Origin of the sequence: Ruegeria sp. B32 (assembly GCF_025141855.1) — a bacterium.
Lineage (GTDB): Bacteria > Pseudomonadota > Alphaproteobacteria > Rhodobacterales > Rhodobacteraceae > Ruegeria > Ruegeria arenilitoris.
This window is the reverse complement of the sequence record NZ_CP081106.1, coordinates 2,276,761-2,290,280: the sequence shown is the minus strand read 5'-3', so window position 1 is coordinate 2,290,280 and position 13,520 is coordinate 2,276,761. Positions and strand designations below refer to the sequence as shown.

Here is a 13,520-nt window from a genome sequence, read left to right as displayed (position 1 = left end):
AAGTCAGTTCGCGCTGTGATCCGGGACGTCTTCGACCTGCTCGACCGCGTGGGTGGCCCAAAGCTTGTCTTCGCCCGCGTCCGGCAGATCCTCGGGGGCTTCATGGCGGTGAATGTGCCACTTGGCAATGAACAGAGCCGTGATCGGAGCCGTCAGAAACAGGAACAGCGTGATCAGCAGTTCATGCATGGAAAGGCGCTGTTCGATCAGGATCGAATGAAAGATCGAGGCCAGCAACACACCGCCCACGCCCAGCGTGGTGGCTTTGGTCGGGGCGTGCAGCCGCGACATCGGATCCTTCAGCTTGATCATGCCGAACGACCCGACAAAGCCGAAAATCCCTGAAACGATCAGGAAAAATGCAATCAGAAGCTCGAAGATGAATTCCATGGCGGCCTCACTCGATGATGTTGCCGCGCAGCATAAAGCGCGCATAGGCCACGGTCGAAACAAAGCCCAGCATGGCGATGATCATGGCGGCTTCGAAAAAGATCTCGGTGCCCAGATGCAGGCCGTACAGGATCATCAAGGCGATGGTGTTGATCACCATCGTATCGAGAGCCAGCACTCGCGTTCCCACACCGTCGGCGGTGATGATCCGCCACAGGCACATCATGATCGCGGCCCCAAAGCAGGCAAAGGCAAAGTAGATTGCATATTCGATCATTCGAAAATCTCCTTCAGGCGGCGCTCGTAACGCTGCTTGATCTGGTCTCGTACCGCGCCCGGATCCGGAGCGTCCAGGCAATGGACCAGCAGACAATGCCCTTGGGCCGAGAGGTCGCAACTGACGGTGCCCGGCGTCATGGTGATGGTTCCAGCCAGTACCGTGATCGCTTCGGGTGTGCGCAGTTCCAGTGGGATCGAGATCCAGTTCGGCTGTCTGTCCGCGTCGCGTTTGAACAGGATGATGCGTGCCACGGTCACGTTGGCCACCACGATGTCCCACAGAACCACGATCATGTACTCAACGACCATGGGCCAGTTCCGCAGGACGGGCCGGTCGGGCCAGTAGGGTTGGGTGATGAAGGGAATGATGATCCCCAGGAGCAACCCAAACACCAACGAGTTCAGCGAGGGTGCGTTGGCCAACAACACCCAGACCAGAGTCAGCAGGAAGCTCAGATGAGGGTGGGGAAATATCCGGCGCAGCAGTTTCATCAGTCTTCCCTTCCCAATACGGCCGAGATGTACTGTTCCGGCGCGAACAGTTGCGCGGCGGTCTTGCGAGTGTAGTCCAGCGAAGGTCCGGCGAACAGGGTCAGCAGGACGAGGCCCAGAACCACTCCGAACACCGAGGTGAACGCCAGCCCCGGCTGCGGTTCAGGCGCGGGCCGGTGCGGGGGTTCATCATCGTTGGTGGCCTCGGTTTCGGGTTCCGGTTCGATCTGGGTGCTGGCGTCATAGCTTTTCCAGAAGATCAGGGACCCGGCGCGAGCCAGTCCCACGATGGTGACGAAGGACCCGATCAGAACGACCGCCCAGACTGCGGTGGCATCCGGCGCATACCAAGACGCATCCAGCACCAGAAGCTTGCCGATGAACCCCGACAACGGCGGCATGCCCGCCATCGCTATGGCTCCTACGAAGAACAGCGCCGAGATCCGCCCGCTTTGCGGCATCGGCGGGCGGGGCGCAATGGCCCCTCCTCGACGTTCCATCACCAGATCGGCCACCAGGAACAGCAGTGCGGTCGCAAGGGTTGAATGGTAGACGTAGTACAGAGCGGCGGCTGTGGCCGTCTCGGTGAACAAGGAAATAGCCACCAGCAGCGTTCCCATCGAGGCGATGGCGCAAAACGCAACCATGCGCGCGATGTGCCGCGTGCCCAGAATACCGATCGAGCCGATGGCAAGGGTCACCAGCGCGGCAGGTTGTAGCCAGTCACCAACCAGTCCTTCGGTGACGGCAACATCCGGGCCGAATGCCAAAGTATAGACCCGCAGGATCGAATAGGCCCCCACCTTGGTCATGATCGCAAACAGTGCGGCAACTGGCAGCGGCGCGTTGGCATAGCTGGCCGGCAGCCAGAAATGCAGCGGCAGGACAGCGGCCTTGATGCAGAAGACCAGCAGCAGAAGAACCGCACCCACGCGCAACAGGGCGGTGTCTTCGACCGGAATTTCCGCGACGCGCACCGCTAGGTCGGCCATGTTCAGGGTACCGGTAACCGAATAGATCGTGCCCAATGCAAACAGGAACAGAGTTGACCCCAAGAGGTTGTAGGTGACGTATTGCACCCCGGCCTTCAGGCGTACCGCGCCGCCGCCATGGGTCATCAGGCCGTAGGAGGCGATCAGCAATACCTCAAAAAACACGAACAGGTTGAACGCGTCGCCGGTCAGGAAGGCGCCGCAGACACCCATCAGCTGGAATTGGAACAGCGGATGAAAGTGGTTGCCGCGTTCGTCCCATCCGGACGCGATGGCGTACAGCACGACAGGCAAGGCCAGCAACGCCGTCAGCAACACCATCATCGCGGACAACCGGTCAAGGACCAGAACAATGCCAAACGGGGCCGGCCAATCACCCAGCTCGTAGACATGAATCTCGCCGCCCGCTGCCTGCGCAGTGATGGTCAGTGCGATGCCGAGCAGACCCACCACACCGGCGACTGAAAAGATACGCTGCAGGTCCAGATGGTACCGCAGAACCATGATGATGAAGGGGGCCAGGATCGCGGGCAGGACGATCGGCGCAACGATCCAGTGGTTCATGCGTCTTCTCCTGCGTCATCCACGCTGTCCTGCGCGGCCATGTCTATATGGTCATCCTTCGAAGACAGGTAGGCGCCCAGAGCGATCATCACGATCACAGCTGTCATCCCGAACGAGATCACAATCGCCGTCAGAACAAGGGCCTGCGGCAATGGATCGGTATAGGGAACCTCTTCGTATTTGTTCAGAACTGCAGGCGCGTTCACGGCCAGCCGTCCCGTGGCGAACAGGAACACGTTGACCGCATAGGTCAGCAGAGACAGGCCCAGGATGACCGGAAAGGTCCGACGGCGCAGGATCAGAAAGATCCCTGCGGCGGTCAGAACGCCAACGGCCGATGCGACGAGTGCTTCCATCAGCCCTGCTCCTTCGCTTTTTCTTGTTCTTCGGCCAGATCATCCCGCAACGGGTTGATGTCCATCGGGAATTCCTGCGCCATGCCCGGCCGCCACGCGAACCGCGACAGGCTGTCAAGAGCCAGCATTACGGCGCCCAGAACGGCCAGGAACACGCCTGTGTCGAACAGCATGGCCGTGGCCCATTCGAACTCTTCCAACGGTGGCCAATGCAGATAGCCGAAATCGCTGGTCAGGAAGGGCCGCTCGTTGAACCAGGCGCCCAAACCCGTGGCCGCGGCGATCAGAACGCCCCAACCGATGGTGCCATGGTAGTAGAACCGCTGCCGTTCGATCGCCCAGGTATAACCGCTGGCCATGTACTGCATCAGGAAGGCGATCGCGACCACCAGACCGGCGATGAACCCGCCTCCGGGCTGGTTGTGCCCCCGGAAGAAGATGTAGGCGCCTACCATCAGGGCAATCGGCATCATCACACGTGTGGCAACAACCATCATCAGCGGGTGCGAGTCACCTGACTGGGGCCAGTGCGGTTTGCGGTTCAGCAGGTAGGCCCGGACGCTTGTGCCCAGCACGGCCTCGGTCAGGGCAAAGATGATCAGGGCCGCGATCCCCAGCACGATGATCTCGCCGAAGGTATCAAATCCCCGGAAGTCCACCAGGATCACGTTGACCACGTTGGTGCCGCCGCCACCCTTGTAGGAATTGGCCAGGTGGAACTCCGAAATCGTCGGGAAGGCGAAATCGCGCAGCATGAGCGCATAGATCAAGCCCCCGGCGCCGATGCCGGCCACCACCGAAATGGTAGCATCACGCCAGCGCCGCGCTGCGCTGCTGTCCCATGGGGTCTCGGTCGGCAGGAAGTTCAGCGACAGCAGCAGCAGGATCATCGTGACGACTTCGACCGAGATCTGCGTCAGGGCCAGATCAGGCGCGGACAGATAGTTGAAGGCCATCGACACGATCAGGCCGACGACACCGATCAAAACAAGCGATAGCAACCGGTTGCGGTGGAACCACATGATGCCCATCGTCGCCACGATCAGGCACAGCCAGCCGATGATAGGAATGATCGGAGCCGGCAGCGGAACCCGCGTTTCCACGCCAATCGTGCCGGTCGAATAGGCATAGTATCCAAGGCCGACAGTAAAGGCGATCAGGATGATCGCGTAGCGGCTGATGACACCGTTGTGCAGCTCGTCCGTGATCCAGCGGCTGGCGGCGGTCAATCCGCCGATCACGGCGTCGAAGATGGTCTTGGCCTCGGGGCGGGGCAGGATATTCCAGACGTGCTCGCCGCGCCGGTGCAAAGCCAACAGGAAGAGGCCGCCAAAAGTTGCGACGATCGACATGTACAAGGCGGGCGTGAACCCGTGCCACAGCTTCAGTGAATAATAGGGCAGCTTTTCGCCACCGATGACCGCGGAAGACACAACCGCAACCAAGGGGCCGACGATGGCGGCCGAGTTCAGGCCGATCAGCACGACCAGCGCGACCAGGAATGCCGGAGCCAGCCACAGCCCCACCGGCGGGTCATGCGGGTGCGCAGGGTAATCCTCGCGTTCAGGGCCCAGGAAGACGTGGGACACGAACCGGAAGGAATATGCGGCAGAGAAGATCGCGGCTACCAGGGCAAGGGCTGGCACCAGATAGTGCGAGTTTCGCCAGACCGTGTGCACGGTTTCTTCCAGCATCATTTCCTTCGACAGGAATCCGTTCAAAGGTGGAATCCCTGCCATGGACAATGCGGCGATTGTTCCAATCGAAAAGGTGATCGGCATCAAATGGCGCAGGCCGCCCAGGCGCTTGATGTCCCGGGTGCCGGTTTCGTGGTCCACGATCCCGGCGGTCATGAACAGGGCGGCCTTGAAGGTGGCGTGGTTGATGATGTGAAAGATGGCGGCCACGACCGCGATCTTGGTGCCAAAGCCCAGCAGCATCGTGACCAGCCCCAGATGCGACACCGTCGAAAAGGCCAGCAACGCCTTGAGGTCATCCTTGAACAGCGCGATCACCGCGCCGATCAGCATGGTCACCAGGCCGGTGGTGGCGACGATGTAGAACCACGCCTCGGTTCCGGCCAGAACCGGCCACATGCGCGCCATCAGAAACAGGCCAGCCTTCACCATCGTGGCCGAGTGCAGATAGGCCGAAACCGGCGTTGGAGCGGCCATTGCATGCGGCAGCCAGAAATGGAACGGGAACTGGGCCGACTTGGTGAAACATCCCAGCAGGATCAGTATCAACGCCGGCAGGTAGTAGGGCGAAGACTGGATCAGTTCGCGGTTCTGGAGGATCACGCTCAGGTCATAGGACCCCACGATATTGCCGAGGATCAGCATCCCCGCAATCATCGCCAGCCCGCCGGACCCGGTGACCGCCAGCGCCATCCGCGCGCCCTGGCGGCCTTCGGGCAGGTGTTTCCAATAGCCGATGAGCAAGAACGAACTGAGCGAGGTCAATTCCCAGAAAACCAGCAAAAGCAGTATGTTGTCGGACAGAACGATACCGACCATCGCGCCCTGGAACAGCAGGAGATAGGTATAGAATTGCCCCATTGGGTCTTCACGCGACAGGTAGAACCGCGCGTACAGGATGATCAGCAGACCAATGCCAAGGATCAGCAGCGCGAACAGAAATCCCAGCCCGTCCAGCATGAAATTGGCGTTCAACCCCAGCCCCGGAATCCAGTCGAACCGCGCGGTGACCACCGTGCCGTTCATGACGTCCGGGATATGAATCAGCAGCCCCATCAAGGCCAGAAACGTGGTCAATCCCGCTGCCGATGCGGCTGCGTTGCGCCCGGCGCGGATCAGCAGGGCGGGAAAGACAGCTCCGAGGAAGGGAAGGGCCGCGATAAGGAATAGGGACAACTGCGATACTCCGGGCTGAGCGGTCAGGGTGCTGTTGATTTTGTAAGGATAATTTATTGACTGTCCAGCTATTGCAAGTTTTTCACCTTGCACTACTCCCCGCGTATTTTTGGCCAAAGCCTGCGCGAAAATGACGCGAACTTGATCCGTACCCGGCTTTTCGGCGCAGCGTCGGAGGCGGACCCGTGATAAAACCGGCTTGGAGAAACCGGAGGGTGCACATTGGCGATCACAACCAGGCTCAGCCGCAGAGGCGTGTTCCTTGGGGGCGCGGCCGCTGTTCTCGCGGGTTTTGCGATCCGTGAATACCGTCTGATCCCCGAAGACTTTTCTGGCGGTACGTTGACCGTCGCTCAGGCGCACGAAAAGGCTGTTGCGGGGGAAATCCTGTTGCTCGACATTCGGACCCCGCGCGAATGGCGGGCCTCAGGCATCGGGCAGGGCGCCCAACCGCTGGACATGCGCCGTGAAGACTTTCTGGATGTGTTGGATCGCCTGTCTGGCGGTGACAAGGGGCGGCCGATTGCCTTGATCTGCGCCCGTGGTGTGCGGTCAGCGCGGCTTGGCAACAGGTTGACCGAGGCAGGCTACGGCAACATTCTTGACGTGCCCGAAGGGATGCTGGGGTCAGCCGCAGGTCCGGGCTGGGTGCGGGCCGGGCTGCCGGTGCAGGCGTATTCGGAGGGGGCGTGATGAGGCTCAGGGATCTGTTGGCTGTGTTGGTCGCAACCGCCGCAACTCCGGCAGTGGCCGCGTGTGGGCAGGATCAGGGTGTTTGCGAGACTGCAACCGGAAGCTATCGCATCGAGCTGCCGGAAGAAAGCAACCCGCCATTGGTCGTGTTCCTGCACGGGTACGGCGGCAGCGCGCAGGGGACCATGAAAAACCGCGGCATGGTCGAACCCTTGCTGGCGCGGGGATACGCGGTCATGGCACCCGAGGGGGCCGAGCGCAACGGGCGAAAGAGCTGGAACTTCTATCCGGGTTGGGACGGGCGTGACGAAGCCGCGTTCCTGAAGGAAGTTGTTGCGGATGCGGTCCAACAGTTCGGGGTAGATGACCACCGCGTGGTGCTGGGGGGATTCTCGGCCGGCGGCTTCATGGTGAACTATCTGGCCTGCGCCGATCCCGAGGCATTCTCGGCCTACGTGCCTGTCTCAGGCGGATTCTGGCGTCCGCATCCCGAAAGTTGTGCGGGGCCCGTGCGCCTGTTCCACACACATGGCTGGACCGACAACGTGGTGCCGCTGGAGGGGCGCGCACTGGGCGGCGGTCGGTTCCTTCAGGGCGACATCTTCGCCGGGCTTGAAATCTGGCGGCAGGCCAACGAATGCGCCGACAACCGTCCGGACGGGTTTTCAACGACAGGCCAATTCATGCGCCGCAAGTGGACCGCCTGTGCTGACGGCAGTGCATTGGAGTTCGCTCTGTTTCCCGGCGGTCATACAGTTCCGCGGGGCTGGGCCGACATGATGCTGGATTGGTACGAAGGGTTGCCCGGCGGGTGATCATTCCGCCGGGGTCATGGTTCCTTTGCCCTCGATCAGGCGTTTCAACTCGTTGCGATGCGAACGTGCCGCCCGCGTGATGGCGGGCTCGTGGAAATCCTCGGGCATGCCGACCATGCGACGCGCTGCTGCCGCAGATACGCCGCTGAGTGCGGAGAGCGGTACCGCAAAGGTCAGGCTGATGGCGATCGGAGCCAACCAGACCGAGACCAACCCGGCCAGGATACCCGCGCTCAGCGCGAAGCCGCTGATGGTTTCGAGCGCGTGACACACGATCAGCGTCCGCAGCCCATAGGCGCCGCCATCCCGTGCGTGCGGAGTCCAGCCTTTTTGCACACCGATAAGGGTACGGAACACGGCGATCATCTGCTGCACCATCAGGATCGGTGCGTACAGGATCGACAGCACGACCTCGAACAGGAATGACGCAAGAAACCGGGTCCGGCCGCCGAAATCTTCATAGCGAACACCGCTGAGGGGCAATGCCAGTGCACCCAGAATCTTGGGGGCCAGCAGCATCGCGTACATGACAAGGATGATCAGAACATGCCGCGTTTCGGTCATTTCCGGCCACTGGGGGAACATCGGATTGTCGGGGCTGAAATAGTGCAGCACCGAAGCATCCTTGCCCTGACCGATCAACGCCCACATGACCAGCAGTGCGAACCACAAGGGTGACATCAGGTATCCGACGGCGCCGTGGAACAGATGAAACCGCGACACGGCCCGAAACCCGGTCGAGCCGAGCAGACGCAGATGCTGCAGGTTGCCCTGGCACCAGCGGCGGTCGCGTAGGGCGTGGTCGATCAATGTCGGCGGTGTTTCCTCGTACGAGCCTCGGATGCGCGGCAGAAAGCGAACGCCCCAACCGGCGCGGCGCAGCAACCCGGCCTCGACGAAGTCGTGGCTCATGATCAGTTGTTCCTGGCCCGAGAGCGAGCGCAGCTTGGGCAGACCCGCACAGGTCGCAAAGGCCTTGGTGCGGATGATGGCGTTGTGGCCCCAATAATTGCCTTCCTGGCCACACCAACGGGACAGGCCCTCGGCGAACGCGATGCCGTACACACCATTGGCGAACTGCTGCATCCGTGCAAAGACGGACTGGGCACCGATCAGTTGCGGATAGCTTTGGATCAGGCCGGCGCCGGGATCGCGGGCCAGCGCGTCGGTCAGCCGCGCGATCGCGCGCCCGGTCATCAAGCTGTCGGCGTCCAGAACCAGCATTGCATCCCAAGCGCCACCCCAGCGGCTGACCCAATCAGCTATATTGCCGACCTTGCGGTCCGTATTCTGTTCCCTGCGTCGGTAATACAGCTCAAGACCCGGGGCCAGCGTGGTACGCAGCGCCTCGATGCTGGCCTGTTCCTGGGCCGCGATTTCCGGATCGCGGGTGTCGGACAGGATGAACATCGCATAGTGATGCTTGCCCCCTCGGGCGCGCAGTTCTTCGAGCATCGTGCGGGCATTGCCCAACACGTTCCACGGCACTTCGTTGTAGACGGGCATCAGCAAAGCGACCCGCAGTGGCTGCGCGCGACCCTGCCGTACCGGGCGCTCTTGCCGGGCCAGAGAGATCATGCCCAGCAGGACGGTGCAGACCGTGAAGGAAATCCAGAAGAAATTGAACGAAATCAATGCCAACAGGATGGCTTCGACCACGTTTATCCCTTCGGCGTCGAACCAGTCCGCCATGACCCACAACAAAGCAACCGAGGCGGCCATGGCCGGGGAAAACGCCAATGCGCGCCATAGGCCCGCCGACGAGCGGCGGGCATCCGCAGGCGCTTGGGCGTCCCGAAACCCGGCGCCAAAGTCCTGCTCCGGCATTGCCAGCGGTGCCTCGGGTGGCATGATTTTCAGGTCCGGGTTCATGCTGTCCATCTGTACATCCAGACTTCCGAGGCAGGCTCGTCACCCAGCCTCAGTTGCGCGCGCAATTCGACGTGGTCGCGGTCGCCGGGTTGAAACGAAAAGGCCAGACGCAAACCGCCCGTATCCGGGTTGCGTTGCAGAACCCCGTCCGAGGTTTCCGCATGAGGCGACTGCACGAACACGCTGAGGGCGTCCGGATCGTCGAACAACTCGCTGGCTTCGAAGTCGATCACCGCAAGCCGTCCTTCGCCAAAAGTGTTCTCGCCCATTGCGGTGTTGATCACTCGCGGCATGGCGGTCCGCTGAGGTTCCTCGCCCCAGATCAGGCGGTACGACAAGTCGAGCTGAGCACCGGCAGCGACCGGTTCCGCGGGACGCCAATAGGCGACAATGTTGTCGTAGATCTCCTGATCGGCCGGAATTTCGACCAAAGTGACCGTACCTTTACCCCAATCGCCCATCGGCTCGACCCAAAGGCCGGGGCGCTTGTGGTATTGCGCCTCGAGGTCGGCATAGTCGGAAAACGCGCGTTTGCGCTGCATCAGTCCGAACCCGCGAGGATTCATGTCGACGAATGAGGACACCTGCAATCTCTTGGGATTGGCGAGCGGGCGCCAAATCACTTCTCCCGCCCCGTTTCGGATCATCAGCCCGTCGCTGTCGTGCACGGCCGGACGGAAATCGTCGAACCGGTTGTGATTGGTCTGATCGAACAGGAACATCGACGTCCCCGGAGCGATCCCAACATGGGGAAGTTCTTCCCGAGCAAACAAGGTTGCCTGCACCTCCATGATGCAGTCAGCGCCGGCCGAGATATCGAACCGATAGGCGCCGGTCACACTGGGGCTGTCCATCAGGGCGTGAACGATCATGTTGCGCTGGCCGGGCTTTGGGCGCTCCAGCCAAAATCGGATGAAATCCGGAAATTCTTCGCCCTCGGGATCCCCGGTTTTTAGTGCAAGACCACGGGCCGACAGACCATAGACCTCGTGCAGGCCGATGGCACGGAAATAGCTGGCTCCCTGAAACACGCAGAACTCGTCCGTCTTGCCAGGGCGATGCATCTCGGTGCGCAGCCGGAAACCCGAAAAACCCAGCGTTTCGTCTACGGGCAGATCGGGGACATCCTCGGCCCGGTCGAACATCTCGAGGTCGAAGGCAACCGGCGCGGTCATCCCGTTCTCAACCGCCGAGACCTGAACGGTTCGCGGAAAGTAGAGGCCGGGGGTGAAGAAATCGACGTTGAACGGCGTATCGGTCCCGTACCAGAGCGCACGGTCCAGCCGGAAACGGATGGAGCGGTACTGTTCGTAAGTGAGGTCCTGCCACGCCTGCGGAACGGTTTCGCGCGCCTCGTAGGGGCGGCTGGCCAGATCGCGGGCAAGGGCGATGATGTCGGCCCGATCGAATGGCACCTCGCCACCGGTGGCAAAGGTGGCCGGGGCGAAGGCCAGCGCCGTAGTCGACGCAAGGAATGCACGACGCGTGAACTTCATGACTTCGATTTCCATGGGTGTGATTTGAACCAAGCGGCCAGATAAGCCACGCCGATGATCAATGCAAATCCAATTAGATTTGCGGCCAGAACGGTGGCAAAATCCCGCCCAAATTCGTCGAGGAAAACGCCGATAAGTCGTGCTGCTGCCATGGAAAATACAAATACCGCCAAGGACTGCTGGCCCACTTTGGTGATCTGCTTCAGGATCCATCGCCACAGCTGCGCGCCGATCGTGTTGCCGGTGGCGATCAGGCGATGCCCATGTTGCCCTGCAGCCACCCACCCCAGGTAGGCCAGCGACAGGAAGTGCATGTACCGGAACAGGCCGAAATCGGTTTTTTCGCGCAGCTCGCTTGTCAGGGGCCAGACCTTTCGGATGTTCTCGGCAAGATCCGGGGCGGCCGCCTGGACCCACAAGAACACTTTCCACGATCCGAACGGGGCTGAGAGGACAAGGAACAATGCCGCGGCCCAGATCAGTGTCTTGGAAACCGGCGGCGCAGGAATCCAGCCCCGCATGAATGCAAAGCCCGTGAAAAACAGCAACTGCCATCCAAACGGGTTGAAGAACCACTGGCGGTCCGACCACGGTTCGGCCGGAAGCGCCAGCATACCGGTCTGCGCCACCAGCCAGATCGCGACCGAGACCAACCCGACCGCCCAGATGCTGAGGCGCGACAAGCCCATGAACATCGGCATCATTGCCAGAACGACCAGGTACATCGGCAGGATGTCGAAATAGTTCGGCACATAAGTCAGGGTGAACAGCCCCACCATCTGTGGCATCGGGTCGTTGAAGAAATGCTGCAGGTTCAATCCCGAGACATAGCTTTTGTCGAAGGCTCCGGACAGATCCAGTGCTGCCATGGACATGGCGACAAAGAAAAACAGGCAAATATGGGCCCAGTAGACCTGCCAGATGCGGAAGCTGACCCGGGCGGTACCCATCCACCAGCCCTTGCGTTCGAACGCGCCGCCAAAGGCGATCGCCGAAGCCATGCCCGAGCAGAAAACAAAGATTTCAGTCGCGTCCGAGAATCCGAAACGGGCCGGGATCCATCTGGCCCAAGGGTCGTTCGGGATGTGCGCGATCAGGATGATGAACATCGCAATACCGCGATAGAAATCCAGCCGCGGGTCGCGGGTTGTGGCAGCGGGGGCGGAGGATGCCGCCACCGGCGCAAAATCAGAAGCGGGCGATGCGGTCGCCATTCGTTTCTCTGTCCTTTGTGGTCGTCTTGTTATTCAGCCGGTACGCTTTGCACACCGGATTGGTCGCGGGCCGAACTGATTAGAGCGCGGCGCGCGAGGGCGTAATTGTCTTCGGTGCCGGACCGTTTGGCCTTGCGGTCGTCCAAAATGCGCTCGACATCATCGAGGCGTCCGGCACGCAGGCCGGAATCGATTGTAATGCGTTCAAAAACATCCCTCTGGGCGTGACTGCCGCCGGCCAATTGCATCGAATTTCGCGCATTTGCAAGATGCTCGAAGGCTTGGAGATAATCGCCTTTTCCAAATGCCTCAAGGCCAATGGCGGCGGCCAAGCCCGGGTCGGCCATGCGACGTGCCGTGTCGGTTGCGGGCTGTTGGGAGTCCTTGTGAATGCGGGCCAATAACTTGGCGGTCGAGTCGGGCCTGTTGTCACCAGTCAGTGCCAGAAGGTAATGCAAATCGGCGAAAATCAGACAGCTGTCTTCGGTGCGGGCGGCGCTCAGGTCGGCCAGTTCTTCCCATCGGGTGCCAATGTCCACCCCTTCAAGCTCGAGCCGCGACAACAGCGAGGTCGCATTCGAAATATCGCGATAGTCATCTGTCTTGTCCTGGCGAATCTCGTCGTCGTACAGATCAAGCACCTGGTCGATCTGACCCAGATCCAGATGCATCAACGCCTTGTGCCACCACACGTGATAGCGGAAGTTGTTGCAGTGGGACCAGGCAGCCTCGCGCCCGGCCAGCCAGTCCAGACCGGATTGCGCATTGCCCGTCATTTCGTGCACGTGGGCGACTGCGTGCAGGCCCCACGCGTCGTCGGAAACCATCCACAGAGCCTGCCGCCCTGCGATTTCGGCCTTTTCGTAGGCACCGGTTTCTTCCAACGCAAAGGAATGGCACCCAAGCAGGTATCCACGACCGGGGTGATCAGGCGCATAAGCTGGCAGAACCCGTTCGATCGAGCGTCGCATCCCTGCGGAGTCACCCAACACGAAACGGGTCGCGTGGCTGAGTTTCATGGCCAGCGTGTCATCAGGGTGGCTGCGCAGAATTGCCTCGAAGGTTTGCACGGCGCGGGTGGGCTGGCCTGCCAGCCAGTGATCCAGGGCCTCAAGATACAATGTCTCGCGGGCCGAAATCGGCTGCTCAGCGGCCGCACTCTTTGCGGCGGCGGCGGCCTGATGGGCGACCTCCATCATTTCCCTGCGCCCCAACAGAACCATGAACAGCCCCTTGATGGCATGTCCAAGCGCAAAGCCCGGTTCAAGCTCAAGCACCTTGCCCAGATGCTGAGGTGTGACCGCTGCGTGCGCCATGAAACCAAGCAGAACACCATTCCACGCTTCGGCGCTGTCCGGGTGGGTCAGGGTGTTCATCTGTCCGAAAACATCTTGCTGCATGCTTGGGTCCAATCTGGTTGCAAAAACTCACACTCTTGGACTTAGCAGAGTGTGCAGACGGGACGTAACAGTATCGGGCCTGCT

The 13,520-nt window shown here is 61.1% G+C and carries 12 protein-coding genes; 2 read left to right on the top strand and 10 right to left on the bottom strand.

Features of this window, described 5'->3' with window-relative positions:
* Positions 1 to 3: 3 nt before the first annotated feature.
* From K3752_RS11630 to K3752_RS11605, 6 genes are read right to left on the bottom strand one after another with little or no spacing between them, the layout of a single operon-like run.
* Complete coding sequence (locus K3752_RS11630) at positions 4 to 390, bottom strand: Na+/H+ antiporter subunit G (RefSeq protein WP_093962618.1); 387 nt, start codon at positions 388 to 390, stop codon at positions 4 to 6.
* A gap of 7 nt (positions 391 to 397) precedes the next feature.
* Positions 398 to 667, bottom strand: coding sequence for a K+/H+ antiporter subunit F (locus K3752_RS11625; RefSeq protein ID WP_093962617.1), 270 nt, complete (start codon positions 665 to 667; stop codon positions 398 to 400).
* Positions 664 to 1,161 (bottom strand): Na+/H+ antiporter subunit E, encoded by a 498-nt coding sequence (locus K3752_RS11620; RefSeq protein ID WP_093962616.1) that lies wholly within the window; start codon positions 1,159 to 1,161, stop codon positions 664 to 666. The genes K3752_RS11625 and K3752_RS11620 overlap by 4 nt, the downstream gene beginning before the upstream one ends.
* Positions 1,161 to 2,717 (bottom strand): monovalent cation/H+ antiporter subunit D, encoded by a 1,557-nt coding sequence (locus K3752_RS11615; RefSeq protein WP_260063314.1) that lies wholly within the window; start codon positions 2,715 to 2,717, stop codon positions 1,161 to 1,163. The genes K3752_RS11620 and K3752_RS11615 overlap by 1 nt, the downstream gene beginning before the upstream one ends.
* Entirely contained in the window at positions 2,714 to 3,073 is a 360-nt protein-coding gene (locus tag K3752_RS11610; protein ID WP_170337694.1) for a Na+/H+ antiporter subunit C, read from the bottom strand. Before K3752_RS11610 ends, K3752_RS11615 begins: the two co-directional genes overlap by 4 nt.
* Positions 3,073 to 5,946, bottom strand: a complete 2,874-nt coding sequence (locus tag K3752_RS11605) for a monovalent cation/H+ antiporter subunit A (RefSeq protein WP_260063313.1) — start codon at positions 5,944 to 5,946, stop codon at positions 3,073 to 3,075. Before K3752_RS11605 ends, K3752_RS11610 begins: the two co-directional genes overlap by 1 nt.
* A 222-nt stretch (positions 5,947 to 6,168) precedes the next feature.
* Here K3752_RS11605 and K3752_RS11600 point away from each other — a divergent pair, with 222 nt between their 5' ends.
* Both K3752_RS11600 and K3752_RS11595 read left to right on the top strand, forming a co-directional pair.
* Positions 6,169 to 6,639 (top strand): rhodanese-like domain-containing protein, encoded by a 471-nt coding sequence (locus tag K3752_RS11600; RefSeq protein WP_170402048.1) that lies wholly within the window; start codon positions 6,169 to 6,171, stop codon positions 6,637 to 6,639.
* Positions 6,639 to 7,454, top strand: a complete 816-nt coding sequence (locus K3752_RS11595; RefSeq protein WP_260063312.1) for a PHB depolymerase family esterase — start codon at positions 6,639 to 6,641, stop codon at positions 7,452 to 7,454. The genes K3752_RS11600 and K3752_RS11595 overlap by 1 nt, the downstream gene beginning before the upstream one ends.
* Here the strand turns inward: K3752_RS11595 and mdoH are convergent, their stop codons facing one another.
* The 4 genes from mdoH to K3752_RS11575 are packed head-to-tail and all read right to left on the bottom strand — an operon-like array spanning position 7,455 to position 13,436.
* Positions 7,455 to 9,326, bottom strand: coding sequence for a glucans biosynthesis glucosyltransferase MdoH (gene mdoH / locus K3752_RS11590; protein WP_260066309.1), 1,872 nt, complete (start codon positions 9,324 to 9,326; stop codon positions 7,455 to 7,457).
* Positions 9,323 to 10,822 (bottom strand): glucan biosynthesis protein, encoded by a 1,500-nt coding sequence (locus tag K3752_RS11585; protein WP_170390553.1) that lies wholly within the window; start codon positions 10,820 to 10,822, stop codon positions 9,323 to 9,325. Before K3752_RS11585 ends, mdoH begins: the two co-directional genes overlap by 4 nt.
* Positions 10,819 to 12,036, bottom strand: a complete 1,218-nt coding sequence (locus tag K3752_RS11580) for an OpgC family protein (RefSeq protein WP_093962610.1) — start codon at positions 12,034 to 12,036, stop codon at positions 10,819 to 10,821. Before K3752_RS11580 ends, K3752_RS11585 begins: the two co-directional genes overlap by 4 nt.
* A gap of 29 nt (positions 12,037 to 12,065) precedes the next feature.
* Positions 12,066 to 13,436 (bottom strand): tetratricopeptide repeat protein, encoded by a 1,371-nt coding sequence (locus K3752_RS11575; protein WP_260063311.1) that lies wholly within the window; start codon positions 13,434 to 13,436, stop codon positions 12,066 to 12,068.
* Positions 13,437 to 13,520: the final 84 nt, after the last annotated feature.

Coding starts and splice junctions, on each gene's coding strand:
- K3752_RS11630 (WP_093962618.1), bottom strand. CDS start 390: ATGGAATTCATCTTCGAGCTTCTGATTGCATTTTTCCTGATCGTTTCA.
- K3752_RS11620 (WP_093962616.1), bottom strand. CDS start 1,161: ATGAAACTGCTGCGCCGGATATTTCCCCACCCTCATCTGAGCTTCCTG.
- K3752_RS11575 (WP_260063311.1), bottom strand. CDS start 13,436: ATGCAGCAAGATGTTTTCGGACAGATGAACACCCTGACCCACCCGGAC.
- K3752_RS11610 (WP_170337694.1), bottom strand. CDS start 3,073: ATGGAAGCACTCGTCGCATCGGCCGTTGGCGTTCTGACCGCCGCAGGG.
- K3752_RS11585 (WP_170390553.1), bottom strand. CDS start 10,822: ATGAAGTTCACGCGTCGTGCATTCCTTGCGTCGACTACGGCGCTGGCC.
- K3752_RS11615 (WP_260063314.1), bottom strand. CDS start 2,717: ATGAACCACTGGATCGTTGCGCCGATCGTCCTGCCCGCGATCCTGGCC.
- K3752_RS11595 (WP_260063312.1), top strand. CDS start 6,639: ATGAGGCTCAGGGATCTGTTGGCTGTGTTGGTCGCAACCGCCGCAACT.
- K3752_RS11625 (WP_093962617.1), bottom strand. CDS start 667: ATGATCGAATATGCAATCTACTTTGCCTTTGCCTGCTTTGGGGCCGCG.
- K3752_RS11580 (WP_093962610.1), bottom strand. CDS start 12,036: ATGGCGACCGCATCGCCCGCTTCTGATTTTGCGCCGGTGGCGGCATCC.
- mdoH (WP_260066309.1), bottom strand. CDS start 9,326: ATGAACCCGGACCTGAAAATCATGCCACCCGAGGCACCGCTGGCAATG.